19 protein-coding genes and 1 riboswitch are annotated in these 19576 nt (G+C 50.7%); of the genes, 16 read left to right on the top strand and 3 right to left on the bottom strand.

The genetic code is table 11. The annotated features are described in order from the left end of the window. Positions 1-212: 212 nt before the first annotated feature. Positions 213-383: riboswitch (Lysine riboswitch) on the top strand. 99 nt (positions 384-482) lie between these two features. From lysC to BLW37_RS06855, 3 genes are all read left to right on the top strand, one after another. Next, the gene (gene lysC / locus BLW37_RS06865; RefSeq protein ID WP_091341323.1) at positions 483-1829 is read left to right on the top strand and encodes a lysine-sensitive aspartokinase 3; all 1347 of its coding nucleotides are present in this window, start codon (positions 483-485) and stop codon (positions 1827-1829) included. An 85-nt stretch (positions 1830-1914) separates the two neighbouring features. Further along, entirely contained in the window at positions 1915-3177 is a 1263-nt protein-coding gene (locus BLW37_RS06860; RefSeq protein ID WP_091341322.1) for an FAD-dependent oxidoreductase, read from the top strand. A 78-nt stretch (positions 3178-3255) separates the two neighbouring features. Continuing rightward, complete coding sequence (locus tag BLW37_RS06855; protein WP_091341320.1) at positions 3256-3561, top strand: hypothetical protein; 306 nt, start codon at positions 3256-3258, stop codon at positions 3559-3561. A 28-nt stretch (positions 3562-3589) separates the two neighbouring features. On the opposite strand, the gene BLW37_RS06850 is transcribed toward BLW37_RS06855, so the two are convergent. The 3 genes from BLW37_RS06850 to BLW37_RS06840 are packed head-to-tail and all read right to left on the bottom strand — an operon-like array spanning position 3590 to position 6097. Further along, positions 3590-4765 (bottom strand): mandelate racemase/muconate lactonizing enzyme family protein, encoded by a 1176-nt coding sequence (locus tag BLW37_RS06850; protein WP_091341318.1) that lies wholly within the window; start codon positions 4763-4765, stop codon positions 3590-3592. Between the two features lie 29 nt (positions 4766-4794). Continuing rightward, complete coding sequence (locus BLW37_RS06845) at positions 4795-5565, bottom strand: class II aldolase/adducin family protein (protein ID WP_425426606.1); 771 nt, start codon at positions 5563-5565, stop codon at positions 4795-4797. Positions 5566-5575: 10 nt separating this feature from the next. Then, the gene (locus BLW37_RS06840; RefSeq protein ID WP_091341316.1) at positions 5576-6097 is read right to left on the bottom strand and encodes a glycine cleavage system transcriptional repressor; all 522 of its coding nucleotides are present in this window, start codon (positions 6095-6097) and stop codon (positions 5576-5578) included. 160 nt (positions 6098-6257) lie between these two features. Here BLW37_RS06840 and dapA point away from each other — a divergent pair, with 160 nt between their 5' ends. From dapA to BLW37_RS06775, 13 genes are all read left to right on the top strand, one after another. Continuing rightward, positions 6258-7139, top strand: a complete 882-nt coding sequence (gene dapA, locus BLW37_RS06835; protein ID WP_091341314.1) for a 4-hydroxy-tetrahydrodipicolinate synthase — start codon at positions 6258-6260, stop codon at positions 7137-7139. 11 nt (positions 7140-7150) lie between these two features. Then, positions 7151-8197, top strand: coding sequence for an outer membrane protein assembly factor BamC (gene bamC, locus BLW37_RS06830; protein ID WP_091341313.1), 1047 nt, complete (start codon positions 7151-7153; stop codon positions 8195-8197). 124 nt (positions 8198-8321) lie between these two features. After that, a complete protein-coding gene (gene purC, locus BLW37_RS06825; RefSeq protein WP_091341311.1) occupies positions 8322-9038 on the top strand; it encodes a phosphoribosylaminoimidazolesuccinocarboxamide synthase in 717 nt (238 codons plus the stop codon). 45 nt (positions 9039-9083) lie between these two features. Further along, positions 9084-10184: a DUF2066 domain-containing protein gene (locus BLW37_RS06820; protein WP_171907569.1), complete on the top strand. Its 1101-nt coding sequence runs from the start codon at positions 9084-9086 to the stop codon at positions 10182-10184. Then, on the top strand, positions 10185-10904 hold the full coding sequence (gene hda, locus BLW37_RS06815; protein ID WP_091341308.1) for a DnaA regulatory inactivator Hda: 720 nt from the start codon (positions 10185-10187) through the stop codon (positions 10902-10904). It abuts the gene before it with no gap. Positions 10905-10920: 16 nt separating this feature from the next. Beyond that, a complete protein-coding gene (gene pheS, locus BLW37_RS06810; RefSeq protein ID WP_091341305.1) occupies positions 10921-11901 on the top strand; it encodes a phenylalanine--tRNA ligase subunit alpha in 981 nt (326 codons plus the stop codon). A gap of 15 nt (positions 11902-11916) precedes the next feature. Next, the gene (gene pheT, locus BLW37_RS06805; protein WP_091341303.1) at positions 11917-14304 is read left to right on the top strand and encodes a phenylalanine--tRNA ligase subunit beta; all 2388 of its coding nucleotides are present in this window, start codon (positions 11917-11919) and stop codon (positions 14302-14304) included. Positions 14305-14306: 2 nt separating this feature from the next. Then, entirely contained in the window at positions 14307-14603 is a 297-nt protein-coding gene (gene ihfA, locus BLW37_RS06800) for an integration host factor subunit alpha (protein ID WP_091341292.1), read from the top strand. Positions 14604-14783: 180 nt separating this feature from the next. Beyond that, positions 14784-15725 (top strand): YbgA family protein, encoded by a 942-nt coding sequence (locus BLW37_RS06795; RefSeq protein WP_091341291.1) that lies wholly within the window; start codon positions 14784-14786, stop codon positions 15723-15725. Positions 15726-15738: 13 nt separating this feature from the next. Then, a complete protein-coding gene (phrB, locus tag BLW37_RS06790; protein WP_091342000.1) occupies positions 15739-17157 on the top strand; it encodes a deoxyribodipyrimidine photo-lyase in 1419 nt (472 codons plus the stop codon). After that, complete coding sequence (locus BLW37_RS06785) at positions 17117-17572, top strand: nuclear transport factor 2 family protein (protein ID WP_342744202.1); 456 nt, start codon at positions 17117-17119, stop codon at positions 17570-17572. Before phrB ends, BLW37_RS06785 begins: the two co-directional genes overlap by 41 nt. Positions 17573-17582: 10 nt before the next feature. Further along, a complete protein-coding gene (locus tag BLW37_RS06780; RefSeq protein WP_091341284.1) occupies positions 17583-18845 on the top strand; it encodes an NAD(P)/FAD-dependent oxidoreductase in 1263 nt (420 codons plus the stop codon). Then, a complete protein-coding gene (locus tag BLW37_RS06775) occupies positions 18835-19572 on the top strand; it encodes a DUF1365 domain-containing protein (protein ID WP_091341998.1) in 738 nt (245 codons plus the stop codon). The genes BLW37_RS06780 and BLW37_RS06775 overlap by 11 nt, the downstream gene beginning before the upstream one ends. Positions 19573-19576: the final 4 nt, after the last annotated feature.

Below are 19576 nucleotides of genomic sequence, written 5' to 3'. Positions count from 1 at the left end.
GAATCCTTTTGCCGAATTAAATAGGTTCTGAGCCTGACTCAGGACTTAACATCATGAATGAGACAGTATCGCATGAAATAAAGGTTTACTGTAGCCATGCTAAGTTGAATTCAGCCTGAATTAAGGCAGTTGCATCAAAAATAGCAGACGGCCAGATAGCTATTGATTTTTTGTAACGATCTGGTTAGAGTAGCGCAGTCCATCGAATTCGATAGACCAGAAGAGGCGCGTTGCTCAGGTAGCCTGTGTCAGATGTCTGTACATCGTAGCACAGAGGAGGGGAGCATCGCCGAGGAGCTTACGTTACAGAGCGTATAGCTTCGGTCGCCAGGGCTGAATCCCTGGGACTGTCACCTGAACCCTGGTGGAGAGCTTCTGGCCTTTGTGTACTGCTAAACAGCATGCCTGCTTTTGTTGCCTGCCTGTTTCCGGTTTTATCAAATGCCGTGCTCTGCTTATTGTTGCTGCATAAGGAGAGATCCATGTCTGAACTCATCGTTGCTAAATTTGGTGGCACCAGTGTCGCCGATTTCCAGGCCATGTCCCGCTGTGCCGATATTGTGTTGGCCGACAACCGCATTCGTGTTGTCGTGGTTAGCGCCAGTGCTGGGGTTACCAATCAGTTGGTGGCCATTAGCCAGCATACCGAACTTACCGAGCGCTTTTCTGCATACACCGAAATTGAACGCATTACCATGGCAGTGCTGCAGGCACTTAGCCACCCGGAAGCGGTAGCTGCGCACGTTGAAGTGCTGTTGTCTGAGCTACGTCAATTGATCGAACAGGCGGGTACCGTGTTTAGCGTCCAACAAAAAGATGAGATCCTCTCTTTTGGTGAGCGCCTCAGTTCAGTACTCTTTACCCAGGTACTGGCTGAGCGGGATGCGGCTGTCGCCTGCTTTGACAGCCGCCTGGTGCTCCGTACCGACAGTCACTTTGGTAAAGCTGAGCCTCAAGTCGATGCTATCCGCGCTTTGTGCCAGCAACAAATAAAACCCCTGCTTGGCAGCGAGCGTTTGGTGATGCAAGGTTTTATCGGTGCGGATGCCCAGGGGCAGACCACGACCCTGGGCCGCGGCGGCTCGGATTACAGTGCTGCTTTGCTGGGTGAGGCACTGGATGCCAGTGTGGTCCAAATCTGGACCGATGTGGTGGGCATTTTTACCACCGATCCCCGTTTAACCGAGCAGGCACGTTGTATTCGCGAAATCAGCTTTGATGAAGCCGCTGAAATGGCTACCTTTGGTGCCAAAGTATTGCATCCGGCGACCTTGTTGCCAGCCGTGCGGCAAAATATCCGGGTATTTGTTGGTTCCAGCCGGGAGCCAGAGGCCGGCGGTACCTGGATTGCCCGTGAGGTCACCGAGCGCCCGGCCTATCGAGCCATTGCCCTGCGTAAATCCCAGACCTTGATTACGGTGAAAAGCCCAGCCATGCTGCATGCCGCTGGTTTTTTGACCCGGGTGTTTGATGTATTAAGTCGTCATCATATCTCAGTAGATTTGGTCACAACATCGGAAATCAGTGTAGCACTCACCCTGGATGAAGCCCCCGGTAGTGCTTTTGATAGCCTGACAGAAACGGCGATAGAAGAGTTGCGCTTACTCGGTGAAGTGAAAGTGGAACATGGTTTAAGTTTGGTGGCCGTCATTGGCAATCACTTGCACAGCAGTCGTGGTATTACCGGCGAGCTATTCCAAGCGCTGGAAGGGGTGAATATGCGCATGATTTGCCACGGTGCCTCCAAGCACAACTTGTGTTTCCTGGTACAGGACGCCGATGCAACTCCTGTGGTTAAACAGCTGCACCAGAGCTTGTTTACAGCCTGATGATGGCGTTGCCTTGGTCGCAGACAGAGAAATAAAGCTATTTATGCTACCTTGATGTAGAAAGACAACTACAAAAGGAGTATGCATGATGGCTAAGCCTGGAAGCCATTATTCCATCGCGGTAATTGGAAGCGGTATGGCCGGGCTTGCTGCGGCTTATCGTGCGCGTTGCGCTGGCCATCAAGTCACACTGTTTGAAGCCCTCAACAGCCATGGCATGGATGCTCATGCTCTCAGGGTAGACGGTGGCCTGGTGGATGTGCCATTGCGGGTGATGAGCCCAGACAGTTGGCCTGAGGTTTTGCAACTTGCCAAAGAGCTTGGTGTTTCTACTTTCGGTGTTCGTACTTTTACGTCCTGTAGCTGGCGCAACCGAGCAACCTGGTTCAAAAGCGGCGAGCTGCCGCTTTTAGGCTGGCCTTTTGTTGGTGGCTGGCGTTATCTCAATGGTCGCGCCCTGCGACTGGGGCTTGGGATCTGGCAACTGCGGCGCTTAACCGACAAGCTTGAACGACAGCAAAGCGAGCTTACCCTTGGCGAAGTGTTGCAGCAACATCGCATGGATCTGCTATTTTGGCGTGGACTGGTACTGCCCATTCTAACCACCATCTGCACCTGCAAGGAACAATATTTGCTGAACTGGCCGGCTAGGCAGTTGCTTGCGCTGCTAAACAGTATTTTGCACCACGGTGGTCTTTGTCGCCTTGAAGGGGGGACCTCGGCACTGGTGAGCGCTTTGAGCAAGAACTTGCAGCTGCATAGTGGCAGCCCTGTGGTGCAGCTGCAGCAGGACGATCTGGGAGTAAAGGTTTTTAACGAACGGGGTGACGGAGGCTTGTACGATCGGGTCATCGTTGCGACCCAAGCCAATCACCTGAGTTTTTTGGATGAACAGCAGTTTGCTGATGAGCGGGCGCTACTGCAAACCATTAGCTTTGACTCAGGGGAGCTTTGGGTTCACCAGGACCCTCGCTTTATGCCGCTCCATAAACGTGACTGGACGGCTCTGAACTTTCAGATGGACCAGGCGTTGCAACAGGTGATGTTTACCGTTTGGGTCAATCCGCTGCAACCTGGTCTCAATGACAAAGCAGCTGTGTTTCAGACCTGGAACCCATTGTTCGAACCCTCACCTGACAGCGTGCTGGCCCGGATACCACTGCAACGTGCCGTGGTTGGTGCCGCGAATGCCCGTGTGCATCAGGCGCTGGCAGAATGGCACCGCCAGCCTGGTCGCAAAGTCTTTTTTTGTGGCTCCTGGGCCTATGAAGGGGTACCGTTGCTTGAATCGGCCGTGCGTTCCGCCAAGGCCGTGGTTGAGGCTATTGCCGCCAAGCCTGCAGATTGAATACTTCAGCCGTTTATTGGCATACAGGCTTAGCTTTAGTGCTATAGTCTCGCCATAACTCACCAGGCAAGGGTTGCTATGAAGTTGGATAAAGCAAAAAAACGCATCGCAAAACAAATCAAAAAAGGTTTTGATGGGTATCCTCAAATTACCTTAGCGTATTTTGGTACTACGGCAAAGGGCAGCAACACACCGGATTGTGCAACGGAAGTGGTGGTAAGCTTTGTTGCAGAAGCTGGCGCAGCAGCTCAGGAACAGCGCTTTGCCAGCAGTGTTGATGTGCGGGAGGATGAAGCGATTCAATCCGTGCTGGTGAAGATTATCGAGCGAGCCAAGGCCCGTACGGTCACTGAAATAGCAGGTGTAGCTACTCGAAAACCGTGAGGAAACGTTTTGGCTCGCCAGGTGGCGCTTATTTAATCTCAACTCGTTGTGAGCGCATCACCACCTCGTCGTTAAGTTCAATACCGATACCAGGTGCTTCTGAAACTTGGAAAAAACCGTTGACTGGTTGAGGATCTTGCAGGCAGAGCTCGCGGTTCCAACGTTTTAAAGCGTAGGTATGGTGTTCGTGGATCAGGAAGTTCGGGATGGCCGTTTCCAGGTGCAGAGCGGCCGCAGTGGCTACCGGACCACCACAGACGTGAGCCTGAATGCGGATATCGAAGATATCGGCGTAATCACACACCTTTTTGGTTTCAGTAAAGCCGCCGCAAAGGCCGATATCCGGTTGCAGTACATCGATGCTTTGATCTTCAAAGTAGGGACGTACGCCCCAACGATTGTACAGTCGCTCGCCACCTGCAATAGGTACTTTCACCTTGCGAGCAACCTTGTCATGCAAAGAGTGGTTTAAGTAGTTCACCGGCTCTTCGTAGTACATGCAATCGAACTCTTCGGCGATTTCTCCAATCTGAATGGCGCTGGTAGCGCCTGGCAAGCTGTGGCACTCGAAAATAATGTCCACTTCATCGCCAACCGCTTCCCGAATGGCCTGCATTCTGGCGCGATAGAGTTTCATCTCGGTGCGGGAAATAATGTTGGTACGATCGTAATAGGTGTTGCCATCTTTATCGTACTGAATGGGGTCAACTTTTACTGCATCGTATCCTTCCGCAATGGCTTTTAAAGCGGCTTCAGCGTACTGTTCTGGGTGGATCAGGGCTTTGAATTCCGGGCCCCAGTCAAATTGCAGCTGTGAAGCATAGGTACGCAGTTTGTCGTTCACCTTACCACCAAGCAACTGATAGACCGGTACACCCAAAGCTTTGCCTTTAATGTCCCAAAGCGCAGTGTCAATGGCCGACATTGCCGCATAGACGACCGGGCCACCACCCAGTCCCCAGAAGCTTTCCCGCAACATCCGCGACCAGAGCTTTTCTGTTTGGAAAGGGTCGTGACCTATTAAAAAGGCTTCGGCCATTTCCTTGATCATGGCGGCTGCTGCACTGTGGCCCAAATCGTAGGCCAGGCCAGCTTCGCCGACGCCATGAATACCTTCGTCGGTGTGGATGCGCACAAAAACCGGGGTCCAGGCCGGACGCTCAGGACAGTGGATATCGAACACTTCAACGCGGATAACTTTCATAGCGCTTCCTTTTTAGAGCAGAAACCAAATTAACGGGCAAAGCCAGGATCGAGCCGCCAAGCTTTACGTAGCATCGCAGGCCAGGCCTTCTGGCCGCCTGTACTGCCACTATGCACCAGCTTCGCTTGTTGGTAAATACCATCCTGAATGGCTTGGGGTACTTCGATTGTTTTTTCACCACAGCTTTGCAGCAACACCTGAATTTCACAGGCGCGTTGCAAGTCATACATTCGCATAAACGCATCGCCCACAGTCGGTCCTACCGTTAAACCACCATGATTGACCAACAGCAAATGATTGTTCTGGCCTAAATCTGCTTGCAACCTGGCTTTTTCCTCGGCATTTACCGCAAGGCCTTCGTACTGATGGTATGACAACGAAGGCAGAGAAAACATCGAGTACTGACTAAGCGGACGCAGGCCACCTTCAAGGCTAGCAACGGCAATGGTGGCGGGCGTATGCAGGTGGATCACGCAGTGGGCATCTGCCCGTACTTCGTGGATGGCACTGTGAATGGTAAAACCAGCCGGATTGATCTGAAAAGGTGTGTCATCCAGAATAGTACCTTGCAAATCTACCTTCACCAGATTGGATGCAGTGACCTCGTCAAAAGTCAGACCAAAGGCATTGACCAGATAGTGATCAGTACCAGGTAAGCGTGCTGATAAATGGGTGTAGATGAGATCGTCCCAGCCAAAATGGGCTACTAAGCGATAACAGGCAGCTAAATCCAGCCGTAATTGCCACTCTTCATCTGAAACTTTGCCCTGCAAATTCAACTGAGGTAGAGGTGGGATCATCAAAGGCTCCTTAAATTTGGGCGCTGAAGTCGCCGGTTAAACCGAGTTCATGCATTAGGCGCTCCACCGCCTGCTTGACCTCAGGCACCGACTGTTCCTGCATAAATTGCATGGTCATACTGGCCTCCATCCACTGGCCATCATCTTTTGCGATGGTTTTTGAACGCAAGGCGGCAATGGAGACCTGATGCTGTGCCAGTAAAGCGGTGATGGCACGAAGGGTGCCTACTTTATCCGGTCCCTGATAGCTCAGCACGTAATGACTGGCCACTGGTGGAAGCTCATGCGCCGGAGTGCGTTTCATCATGGTCAGCAAATCCAGTTCCAGTCCAAGGCTTGGCAACAAGTGTTCTACTCTGCTTATGGCCGTTGGTTCGCCGGCCAATAACATAATGAAGGTAAGTTCATGGCCAAATATTGCCATGCGGCTATCAAGAATATTGCAGTGACAGTCCGTTACCAGCCGTGCTAACTGGCTAACTAGGCCGGTTCGATCGGTGCCTATCGCGGTAACCACCAGATGTTGCGTCATGACATATCCTGTACAGAGAAATTGCTGCGCATTGTAGCATATTGCTATGTGGTGTCATGCAGCCAAAGCAGGACAGGGACTTGTTTTAATAGCGAACCTTGTGTTTAGTTGGCGCAGTCTTTAACATAGGCGCCCGGAAAGAATTTGGGATTGTTAGCGCATGTTGAAAGGCAGTTATGTGGCATTGATCACCCCCATGCTTGCATCGGGTGAGGTAGACTATGCTGGTTTAGAGCGTTTGGTTGGCTTTCATCTGGAGCAGGGCACCGACGGTTTGGTTGTGCTCGGTACCACGGCCGAAGCCGCCACACTGGAGCGGGAGGAGCAACTGGCCATTGTCCAGGCGGTTTGCCGGCAGGTTGCTGGTGCTGTGCCAGTGATTGTCGGAAATGGTGGCAACTCGACCAAAGCCGTAGTAGAAAAAACCAAGTTGTTTGCTACCCTGCCAGTGGATGGTTTTTTAACGGTAACGCCTTATTACAACAAGCCGATGCAAAAAGGGATGAAGCTGCACTTCGAAGCCATTGCTGCGGCAACCGATAAACCTATTTTACTGTACAATGTCCCCGGCAGGACGGCAGTTGATTTGCTACCGGAAACAGTGGCAGAGTTATGTAAAGTAGCAAATATTGTCGGCATTAAAGAAGCCACTGGCTCGCTTGAACGGCTGCAGGATTTAAAAGACTGTTGCCCGCAAGACTTCTCGCTCTTCAGTGGCGATGATGGCAGCAGTGCTGATTTTCTGCTGGCTGGTGGCCATGGGGTAATTTCAGTTACTGCCAATGTTGCTCCTGCTGCAATTGCCGCTATGGTAAAGGCTGCAGCAAGCGCTGAAATAGAAACATGCCGGGCGATAGATGCCCGCTTGCAACCACTGCACAAGCAATTGTTTGTCGAGGCCAACCCCATTCCGGTAAAGTGGGCTCTGGCCCGTATTGGCTTGATAGCCTCAGATTTTGTTCGCTTACCTTTAACGACACTGGAACCAATTCACCAGGCCGGTATCGAAGAAGCATTACATCACGCCACCATTGATTTTTAGGAGTTTACCAGGTGCATTATTCGGTAACCAGTTGTGTTCTTGCCAGTCTGCTGCTTAGCGGCTGTTCATTTTTTTCCTCGCCAAAAGCTGATCCAGAGCCAATTGTTGGCCAGCCGCTGCAAGTGCCTGCGCATTTATCGGCACCACCTCAACCTGCACAGTATGATATTCCAGCTGTGCGCTACACTGTCCAACGGGTTGATGCGCAACCACCTGGTCTGGTGTTAACGTTGTCCTCAAGCAGTAGGGTAGATGAAGAAGAGACTCGGGCCCGTATCTGGTTTGACCGTACCGATTACAGTGGTGACTTGCAGCCCTTTTTAGAGCAAAAACTGAGTGAGTTTTTTTCCGCGAATAGTATTGGCTATCAGCAAGAATCGGAGTTGTCTTGGGTGACTGACTGGGTAGTTCAAACCGATACCACAGGTATGTGGTTCTGGAAATCAGAGCAGCCGCGTGATCAGGTTCGTTACCGGGTAAGTATGGAGCCAAGGCCGCACGGGCGCAGCGTGGCATTACTGGTCGAAATGCTGGAGCATGAGTACTTCGACAGAGGCAGAGCTCTGTTACCAACGGGTGTCAAACGTGAAGAAACCGCTTTTCTGAACAGTTTCACTGCTTTTGTCGGTGACTACGAGTTCCGCCAGGCACAGCTGAGACGCAGTCGTCCGGTCGACACCAGTCTGCAGTTAGGGGTAGATGGACAAGGCCAGCCTGCTTTACTATCCGAACAGCCACTCGAAGTGGTTTGGTCTCAGCTGGAAAGCCTGTTTGAAGCCGTGAATCTATCAGTGACGGATTTAAATCGGTCGGCTTCAACCTACTATCTGCGTTATGAGCAACCCAAACAAGGCTTTTTGTCACGTTTGTTCCGTCGTAAGGCAATGCCGACCTTACCACTGACAAACGGTGACTACCAGGTAGTGCTGGGACGTACTCAACAGCAAACCAGCCTCAGCTTTCGCGATAAAAATGGACAGATACTGCCAGAGTCTGTGGTAGCACAGCTTGAGTCAGTCCTGCTGACAGTCGTAAGCGAGACTCGTTTGGAGTTGTAAACAGCATGGTGTGTTTTTATCCTGCAAGCTGTTTTTGGATGAGAACCCATAAAAATTGATTTGAGAATGGCGCAAAGCCCCGTATACTTTGCGCCCTGAAATTTTGCTCAGGCCGGAGTCGCAGATGGCGCAAAAAACAACCGAGTTATACCGTGGTAAAGCTAAAACTGTCTATCACACTACGGATGCAGATAAGCTGATCCTGCATTTTCGCAACGATACCTCTGCTTTTGATGGTGAACGAATTGAGCAGCTAGCCCGCAAAGGGATGGTGAACAACAAGTTCAACTTCTTCATTATGCAGAAGCTGGAGCAGGCTGGAATTCCTACCCAGGTGGAAGCGTTACTAAGCGACGATGAAGTGCTGGTGAAAAAGCTGGATATGATCCCGGTTGAATGTGTGGTGCGAAATTTTGCGGCAGGCTCTTTGGTCAAGCGGCTTGGTGTCGAAGAAGGCCTGGCATTAACACCGCCCACTTTTGAATTGTTTCTGAAAAACGATGCACTACACGATCCGATGATCAATGATTCGCATGTAGTGTCGTTTGGCTGGGCAACAGCCGAGCAGCTGGCAGAGATGAAGCGGTTGACTCTACGGGTCAATGACGTCTTGTCAAAGCTGTTTGATCAGGCTGGTTTAATGCTGGTGGATTTTAAATTGGAATTTGGGTTATTTCATGGCCAGATCGTGCTGGGTGATGAGTTCTCACCGGATGGTTGTCGGTTATGGGATAAGGCTACCCGTAAAAAGCTGGATAAAGATCGCTTCAGGCAGGGCTTGGGTGGCGTCGTTGAGGCCTACGAGGAAGTCGCCCAGCGTCTGGGCGTGCCAATCGATTAATTTGTAAGCCACCGTTTGGTGGCTTTATCACGTATGAGGCAGCTGATGACCAAGCAGTTCACAGAGCAGTATAAAGCAGGGCAGCAATTGGCGTTGTTGCTGTTACTCTGTGTTCTGGCGATGCTGCTACAGAGTGGCCAGGCCATTGCCAGCCCGCTTTATACCGCTGAGGTGTCCGCAGAGCAAAGTCGTCAGCAATGGCAACGTGAAGCCTTTGATCAGGTGATCCGTCGTATTTCCGCTGATCCGGATGTGTTATCTCATCCCGCTGTGCAGCAAGAACGACAGCGGGCTAATACTTACGTCAAACAATTTGAGGCCATTCGCACTGAGCAAGGGCCTGCTGTGCGGGTAATGATGGATCAGCAAAAAATTCAACAGCTGTTTCGGGAGCAGCAGTTATTGATTTGGGACAGCCGGCGTCCTCAAAGTCTGATTTGGCTGGTGCAACAGGATAGGCAAGGGCGTCAGTTTGTAAGGCAGCGGCAGCATGACCTGGTGCTGGCTATACAACAACGCGCTCAGCAGCGAATGATACCGCTGATTTGGCCTTTGTACGATATGGAAGATCTACTCAATTTGACTGAAACGGACGTCTGGGCAGGATTCTGGCAGCAAATCCGCTCGGCGAGCAGCCGCTATCAGCCCGACTTAGTCGTCACAATGCAGTTAAGTGAACAGCAAAGCGAAGATAACCTTGAGTACCAACTATTCTGGCAACTTGATCAACAAGGCCGTGTAGAGCGTTTTGAGCTGGCTGGTAGCAATGCAACCCAATTAGCTTCTGACTTTGTTGATGCCTTGGCTGATTTGTTGGCACAACGCTTTGCCGTGCGCTATTTGACAGAGAGTGCGCCATTGGAGTTGATGGTAACAGGTGCCAGCGACTGGGCAGACTGGGTGCGTTTACAGCGTTTACTTAGCAGTTTTCCTGGTGTTGGTCAGGTCGATCTAATCAAACGATCTGGTGATTGGTCGAAACTACGCTTGCAATTATCGATTCCGTTGGACGAATGGTTGCAACTGGTTGCGCTGGAGCCCGCCTTAAGTTTATTAACAAGCGGTGAAGCAAATCAGCCGATAAGTCTGTTAACGCCGGTCAGTGCTGGAGTGGATGCCATTCAACTTCGGTTTGAACGTCCTTAGATGCAGCCCACCCAGTTTACGTTACCGGTGACCTTGCCGGAAGATGAAACGCTGGACAGTTTTTATAGCAGTAAACCGCATCCAGCGGTGGATTACATTCGGCAGTACTTAGCTCAGCCTGCTGGCAAAGCACCTTTGTATTTATTTGGAGCCAGCGGTGCTGGCAAGTCGCATTTGCTGTATGCAGCCTGTGTACATGCACAGGAAATGGGATTAACCAGTCAGTTGCTGGCGCTGGAGCATTTGCACCAGCTCGATGCCAGGGTGCTCGATGATCTGGAGCATCTGGATTTGGTCTGTCTTGATAATATTCAAGCCATAGCCAGCGACATTAGCTGGCAAACGGCGGTGTTTGATTTATACAACCGGATGGCTGAGCAGGGCAAATGCCTGCTTATTGTAGCGAATGAAGCTCCAACTCAGCTCGGTTTTCAGTTGGCAGATCTGGTTTCCAGGTTGCAAGCCTGTACCAGTTATCAGCTGCGGTTGCCTGGCGATCCGGAAAAACAACTGCTGCTGCAGTATAAGGCCCATGTAAGAGGCATAGAGTTAACCACTGAGGTGGCGCGTTACTTGCTGAACAGGCAGCAACGGGACATCCGGGCATTGGTGGCGATCCTGGACCAGCTGGATAAAGCATCCATCGTGCACCAACGTAAAATTACCATTCCATTCGTCAAAGCCGTGCTGGCAGATGACGACGGGCACTATTTCGATTGAGGAAGCTGAGGAAACGATGGAGTTGAATGCATTGTTAGAACAGGCGACACAAGCCATCCAGGCCAGTGGCGATATGGCTGGTTTGGAGCAGGTGCGTGTGGATTACATGGGCAAAAAAGGCCGGATCACCGAGTTACTGAAATCCTTGGGGGGCATGGATCCTGAGCAGCGTAAAGTTGCCGGTCAGCACATCAACGAACTTAAACAGCAGGTGCAGCAAGCACTGAATGAAAAGCGTGATCAGCTGCAGCAAGCACAATTAGCTGAAAAGCTGGCCAGTGAGCGTATCGACGTGACTTTGCCGGGTCGTCAATTGGAAACCGGTGGTCTGCATCCAGTCACCCGTACCATTCAGCGCATTGAAAGCTTCTTTGCCGAACTCGGTTTTAGTGTCAAACAAGGTCCGGAAATCGAAGACGACTTCCATAATTTTGATGCCTTGAATATTCCCGAACATCATCCGGCACGGGCAGACCACGATACTTTTTATTTTAACCCCAAGCTGATGCTGCGAACCCAGACCTCTGGTGTGCAAATCCGCACCATGGAAGTGGAAGCACCACCGCTGCGGATTATTTCGCCAGGGCGGGTCTATCGTAACGATTACGATCAAACTCATACACCGATGTTTCACCAAGTCGAGGGGTTGATGGTCGATACAGATGTCAGCTTCACTGAGCTTAAAGGCATTTTGCATGATTTTTTGCAGAACTTTTTTGAGCAGGAACTTCAGGTACGTTTTCGGCCGTCTTTTTTCCCTTTTACCGAGCCTTCGGCAGAAGTAGATGTGATGGGTAAAAACGGCAAGTGGCTGGAAGTGCTTGGCTGTGGCATGGTGCACCCGAATGTGTTGAAGTCGGTTGGCATTGATCCAACGAAGTACAGTGGCTTTGCCTTTGGCATGGGCGTAGAGCGTCTCACCATGTTGCGCTACGGTGTGACCGATTTACGTTCGTTCTTCGAAAACGATGTACGTTTCCTTAAACAGTTCAGATAAGCAGGATCGATTGACATGAAGTTTAGTGAAAGTTGGTTACGTGAATGGGTCAATCCGGCAGTCAGTTCGGAGGTGCTGTCTGAACAGTTGTCGATGGCTGGACTGGAAGTTGATGCGGTCAGCCCGGTCGCAGGTGACTTTATCGGAGTAGTGGTCGGCGAAGTGGTGTCCTGTGCTCAGCATCCTGATGCCGATAAACTGCAGGTAACAAAAGTTGATGTTGGTGACGAAGAGCTATTGGATATTGTCTGCGGTGCCAGCAATTGCCGACAAGGCTTAAAAGTGGCTGTGGCCAAAGTCGGTGCCGTATTACCGGGCGATTTCAAAATTAAAAAGGCAAAACTGCGTGGTCAGCCATCAATGGGAATGCTGTGCTCTTTATCCGAGCTTGGTATGGCCGAAGAGTCCGCTGGCATTATCGAGCTGCCTGCCGATGCCCCCGTTGGCCAGGATGTTCGCCAGTACCTGCAGCTGGATGATGTGACTATCGAAGTTGATTTAACGCCGAACCGGGCGGATTGCCTTGGCTTGCTCGGCCTGGCACGGGAAGTAGCGGTGCTCAATGCGCTGGACTTCCAGACACCAGAGTATCAGGTCGTAGCCCCAGCTCATGACGAGCAACGTCCGATTGAACTCTTGGCTCCGGAAGCGTGCCCTCGTTATCTGGGACGGGTGATCCGTAACATAAACCCAGGGGTGAAAAGCCCGCTCTGGCTGGTAGAAAAGCTGCGTCGCTGTGGCGTACGCTCGATTGATCCTGTGGTTGATGTTACTAACTTTGTATTGCTGGAACTCGGACATCCGATGCATGCCTTTGACTTAGCAAAAATTGAAGGCAATATTCAGGTGCGTTATGCCCACAGCGACGAGAAGATGGTGTTGCTGGATGGATCTGAAGTAACTTTGTTGCCAGGTACTCTGTTGATTGCTGATCAACAAAAGCCACTAGCAATGGCTGGGATCTTTGGTGGTTTGCATAGCGGCGTGACTGAACAAAGTAGCGACATCTTCTTGGAAAGTGCCTTTTTTGCGCCTGAAGCCATGGCAGGCAAAGCCCGGCAGTACGGTTTGCATACCGATGCGTCACACCGTTACGAGCGTGGTGTAGACCCAGCCTTGCAGCGCCAGGCGATGGAGCGTGCAACAGCCCTGCTGCTAGATATCGTCGGTGGAGAGCCTGGCCCTGTAGTCGAAGCAGTTAGCAGCGCACATCTGCCAACTGCCAATCAAATTGAACTGAGCGCCACTCAGCTAAACAAGTTGCTGGGCATCAGTATTGAAGCCAGCACTGTGGAGCGTATTTTGCGCCAGTTGGGGCTTCAGCTTACCAATACAGCGGATGGTTGGCATGTGAGCACTCCCTCCTGGCGCTTTGATTTGGCCATTGCGGAAGATCTCATTGAAGAAGTCGCCCGGGTTTATGGCTACAATCAGATCCCGAACGAGGCACCCAGTGCCCGTTTAACCATGCGCCGCTTTGCCGAAGCGGAGATCCCACTGCATCTGTTGCGTCAGTTGTTGGTCAATCGAGGGTACCAGGAGGCTATTACTTATAGCTTTGTCGATCCGAAAGTACAGCAGTTGATGTATCCGCAGGTTGAGGCGTTGATGTTACCGAACCCGATTTCAGCCGATATGTCAGCTATGCGTTTAAGTACCTGGGCTGGCTTGTTGCAAACCGTGGTAGCTAATCAGAATCGGCAACAATTGCAATTGCGTTTGTTTGAATCCGGCCTGAAGTTTGTACCGGATGCCTCGGCGGAAAATGGTGTACGACAGGTCCCTGTGATAGGTGGGGTACTGGTTGGTTCAATAGGGCAGGGCCAGTGGAATCAGACAGAGCGTCCTTATGACTTTTTCGATGTGAAAGGCGATGTAGAAGCTTTGTTGGCAACCACCTCAGATGCTGATCGTTTTGATTTTGTCCCCGCTGAACACACCGCGCTGCATCCGGGTCAGACTGCCGAGATTACTCGTCATGGCCAGCATGTTGGTTGGCTAGGTGCCCTGCATCCGGATGCTGAACGCAAGCTGGGGATTAAAGGGAAATGTTACCTGTTTGAGTTGGAACTTGCCGGGCTTGGTGAGCGGGCTATTGTGCAATGCCAGGAGCTATCCCGCTATCCTGCTAACCGACGAGATCTGGCTGTGGTGGTGAAATCGGATGTGCGTTTTGCTGATATTCTTGCTACTATTAAAAAAGTTGGCGGAAATCAACTGGTTGGCCTAAAATTATTTGACGTGTATAGCGGGCAGGGCGTAGCCGAAGGTTACAAGTCTCTCGCCATCGCTCTGACGTTACAGGATAGTGCGCGAACCCTTGAGGATAAAGACATCCAGCAGGTTGTTGATCAGGTAGTAGTGGCGCTGAAAAACGAGTTCAATGCAACGCTGAGGGATTAACCATGGCACTGACCAAAGCAGATATCGCAGAGCGATTGTTTACCAAGTATGGGGTAAGCAAACGCGATGCCAAACTTATAGTGGAAGCTTTTTTTGAAGAAATTCGCTCGGCATTAGAAGCCGGGGAGCAAGTTAAGTTGTCTGGCTTTGGTAACTTTGATCTTCGTGTCAAGAATGAGCGACCGGGCCGTAACCCCAAAACCGGCGAAGATATTCCTATCTCAGCCCGTTGTGTGGTGACTTTTCGTCCCGGACAAAAGCTCAAGTCCAGGGTGGAAGAAGGCACCAGTAAGCTCTGATTGCATCTATAATAAGGCCCTGACTTGTCAGGGCTTTGCATTTCTGGCAAACACTCTTCAGCAGTGCAATGCCTCGGTTCGTCGATTTTACAAGCGAACGAACTTCTTTTTGCATTGGCGATTGATCCAACCATCGACCAGTGCTGTATCAAAAACTATCCAGCTCTGTGAGAATCTTGCATGCAATTAACCATTGGCATCAGTGCCTGTCTGTTGGGGCAAAAAGTACGCTACGATGGAGGCCACAAGGCTTCTGAGTTCTGCCTTAGTCGATTACAACCCTTTGTGCGCTACCATGCTGTCTGTCCGGAGAATGCCATTGGTCTGGGGACTCCACGGCCACCGATCCGGTTGCTGAAAAAAGATCATGGCGACATTCATCTGGTGCAGGTGAAAGACGCCAGTCAGGACCATACGCAGGCGATGCTTGATTATACCGCGCAGGTGTTACCCACCATGGAGCAACTATCAGGTTTTGTTGTCTGTGCAAAATCGCCCAGTTGCGGCATGGAGCGGGTACGTTTGTTCAATGAGCAAGGCCATCAATTGGGAAAAGCTGGTGTCGGCTTATTCACCCGTGAATTAATGCACAAATACCCCTGGCTGCCGGTGGAAGAGGATGGACGTTTGCATGACGCTGAGTTGCGGGAGAGCTTTATTACCCGCATTTTTGCCTGTCACGACTATCAGCAACTGTGTCGTGATGGCTTTAGTGTTGGTGGGCTGGTGGCTTTTCATAGCCGATACAAGTTTCTCGTGATGGCGCATAGCCCAACGGCATATCGTCAACTGGGACGGCTGGTAGCACAAGCCAAACTGTTTGATGCAAAAGAGCTGCAGCAACGTTACTTGCTGGAGTTGATGCAAGCATTGAAACAACCATGCAGTCGCAAAACGCATGCCAATGTATTACAGCATTTGCAGGGCTTTTTTAAAAAGCATTTAACGGCAAAAGAGCGGCAGGAGCTCAGTAGTTTGATTGATCGCTTCCGGCTGGGTCATCTGCCACTGATGGCTCCACTAACTTTATTGCAGCATCATTTATCGCGTTTTGAACACCCATACCTGGCTGCGCAAACCTACTTGCAGCCTTATCCGGAAGCTTTGGGACTGAGGGGGTAAGACAGTGCCAGTAGTGCAGTTAGTCTGGTTCCGTTCCGATTTACGAGTGTATGATAACGCCGCCTTGACCGAGGCCATGGCCCAAGGCCCTACTATTGCTTTGTTTGTTGCTTTTCGTCAAAGCTGGTACCAGCATGATATGGCGCCGGTGAAGCAGGATCTGATTCGGCGCCGTGTGCAGGCTCTGCAGCAAGAGCTGGCTGGGCTGAATGTCCCTTTACTGCTGGTAGAAGGCAATAGCTATCAAGATGTGCAATCGGTGTTTGAACAACTGTTGCCGCTTGGTATAGCAAGGGTGTATACGGAGGTAGAGTACGAACTCCGCGAGCGTCGTCGCGATCAGGTGCTCAAAGACTGGCTTGCTGTGCGCGGTGTGGCTTGGTGGCAATGCGATCGGCAATGTGTCTTTGTTCCGGGCAGTTTTGTCAATGGCAGTGGCGCCATGTATCAGGTCTACACTCCTTTTAAAAAACGCTGGTTGCAACGTTTTGCTGAGCAAGGTGTGCAGGTGCTTGCTAAACCGAAACCCCAAGCACCCGTTGTGCTTGATTTACCCCTGGTAACACCGATGCAGGGTGGGAATAACAGTTCAGCGGATTGGCCTGTGCAGCAGGATGATGTAATGCAGCAGTTGCGCCATTTTTGTCAGCAGCAGGTACAGGATTACCAAAAACTGCGTGATCTGCCCGCATTGGATGCTACTTCACGGCTTTCACCTTATCTGGCTATTGGCGCTATTTCGGTGCGGCAATGCATTGCACGCTTGCAAGTTGAAGCAGGTGCTGATCTGCAACAGGCAAACTCAGGCGCTTCAGTCTGGCTATCGGAGTTAATTTGGCGTGATTTTTACAAGCACGTGCTGGTGGCTTGGCCTGATTTAATCAAGCATCAGCCGTTTCAGACCGACACGGCAGCCATTCGCTGGCACAATGATGAAACCCTGTTTCAAGCCTGGTGTGATGGTACAACAGGCTATCCACTGGTCGATGCGGCTATGCGGCAGTTAAATCAAACCGGCTGGATGCACAATCGATTGCGCATGGTGGTTGCCAGCTTCTTAGTGAAAGATTTACACATCGACTGGCGCTGGGGCGAGCGTTATTTTATGAGCCGCCTGATTGATGGTGATTTTGCCGCCAACAATGGGGGATGGCAGTGGGCTGCTTCGACCGGCACCGATGCTGCGCCTTATTTTCGAATTTTTAATCCGGTTACCCAGAGCGAGCGCTTTGATCCTGATGGCATCTTTATCCGTAACTGGGTGCCAGAGCTTGCCAGGCTTCCGAATCAACACATCCATTGGCCGCATAAATTGCCAATGAGCAAAGAATACCCTGGAGCCGTGGTGGATCATGCCAAAGCAAGGCAAGTGACGCTGGAGTTGTTCCGGCATGCCAGACAGCAAGGTGAAAAATCAGATGAGTCGACTTGATACGTTTTTAGATTTTTACAATGGACTTACTAACAAGGAGCTACACCGGTTGACGGAACTTTATCATCCGGATATTCGCTTTATCGATCCTGTGCACGAAGTGCGAGGCAGTGACGCCCTTCAGCGCTATTTTGAACATGCCTATGCTCGTTTAAGCTATTGTCAGTTTGAGCGCAAAGCGCAATCGGAGCAAGGCGAGTGTGGCTTTATCAGTTGGCAGATGATCTTTGCTCACCAGGCCATTAGCAAAGGAAAAAAAGTTCAGTTAGAGGGGTGCTCAGAACTGCATTGGCACGCAGATGGACGCATTATATGCCATCGTGATTATTACGATTTAACCGAGCTGGTGTACCAGCATTTACCGGTCATCGGCTGGGCAACCAGACAAGTAAAACAGAGGATGGCGCAAGCCTGAAAGGAACCCTATGAAAATTGCGGTTATTGGTGGTGGCATCGCAGGTATGATGTCGTTGTATTTGCTGCAACGTCAGCATCAGGTAGTCTTGTTCGAAGCCAACGATTACCTCGGAGGTCACACGGCCACGGTTGATATAGAATTAGCTGGAAAAAAGCTGGCAGTCGATACCGGTTTTATCGTGTTTAACAACTGGACTTATCCTTTATTTAACCGTTTTTTGGCGGAGTTGGCAGTGCCATTCCAACCGACTGAAATGAGTTTTTCTGTGAAGCATGAGCAGTCAGGACTTGAATACAACGGCAATAGCTTTGCGACTTTGTTCGCACAAAAACGCAACTTACTTCGACCTGCGTTTTGGGGCATGTTGTTGGACATTGTTCGGTTTAATAAACTTGGAAAAAAGCTACTTGCCGAAGAGCATGATGATCTGGATCTCACATTGGGAGACTTCCTTGCTAAGCATCGATTTGGTCAGGCAGTTCAAGAGCATTACTTGTTGCCTATGGGAGCGGCTATTTGGTCGTCCGGCCTGGCCGATATGCCCTCATTTCCAATGCGGTTCTTTTTGCGCTTTTTCAACAATCATGGTCTACTGAATGTGAGTGATCGGCCTCAGTGGTCCGTAATTTGTGGTGGTTCGCGTGAGTATGTTCGCCGCCTTCAGCAACAGGTACCCACAGACCGCATTCGACTAAATAGCCCGATAAAGTCCGTACGACGCATCGGTAGTGGTGTGGAGCTTACCTTGCCGGATGGTTCGATTGAGCACTTTGACCAAGTCGTGTTTGCCTGCCACAGCGATCAGGCACTCAAGTTATTGTCCGATGCCAGTCCGGCCGAGCAATCGATCCTTGGGGCTATCCCTTATCAGAGCAACGAGGTGGTGCTGCATACCGACAGCTCCTTATTACCAAAACGTCGCGCTGCCTGGGCTGCCTGGAACTACAATTTATCAGCCGATGCCAACGAAAAAGCAACTTTGACTTACAACATGAATATTTTGCAGCAACTGGAGTCGGAACAAACGGTATGCGTTACATTAAACAACACCGCAGCGATAGCCACTGATCGTATTCTGCATCGCTTTCACTACGCCCATCCTGTTTTTAACAGCTACAGCATGGATGCGCAGCAACGGCGTGCAGAAATTAATGGACAGAATAGAAGCTGGTTTTGTGGTGCTTATTGGTACAATGGCTTTCATGAAGACGGTGTGCGAAGTGCGGTTGATGTAGCACGGGCACTTGGAGTTGCATTTGGTGACGAATGAGTCTGGTCATGCCCTATACCAAGGGGTACTCGGGCATCAACGCTTTGCACCAGGTCCACATGGTTTTGGTTATCGGCTGCATTACTTTTGGTTAAATTGCCGTCAGCTGCCAGCCATTGGGCACAGTTGGTTGCTTAAATACGAAGGCTTTGCCGCATTTAGTTATCGGCGTAAGGATTATTTACCCGGCGCAGCTTGTTTACAGCAAGCTGTGTGTGACAAGGTACAACAGCTTGGCGGCGAGCTTCCCATTGAAGACGTGTATCTGCTTAGCCCATTGGCCAACTGGGGCCATTATTTCAGCCCTTTAACGTTGTATTATTGCTATGGGCAGGAAAATCAACTCCACTACCTTTTGGCTGAGGTCAGTAATACACCCTGGAATGAACGTCATCACTATCTCATACCGATGCTTGAAGACGGTGAGTTTCGCCATGAAAAAGCCTTTCATGTTTCCCCTTTTAATCCTTTGTCGATGCAATATCGCTGGCGAATCAATGCACCGGCAGAGCAGTTGGTATGCAGTATTAGCAATTACAAGAATGAGCAGCAGGTGTTCAGTGCTTGGATGACATTGACGCGCCAAACGTTGAGTGTACCGGCTATGAAGCAACTGCTGATCCACAATCCATGGCCTAACGTACTGGTTAAGATAAGAATTTACTGGCATGCCCTCACGTTGTTTCTGAAACGAAACCCGGTCTATGCCCATAGCAAAAAAGGATAGTGCC

Source organism: Alkalimonas amylolytica (assembly GCF_900107845.1).
GTDB lineage: Bacteria > Pseudomonadota > Gammaproteobacteria > Enterobacterales > Alteromonadaceae > Alkalimonas > Alkalimonas amylolytica.
This window is presented reverse-complemented; position numbering and strand designations above follow the sequence as displayed.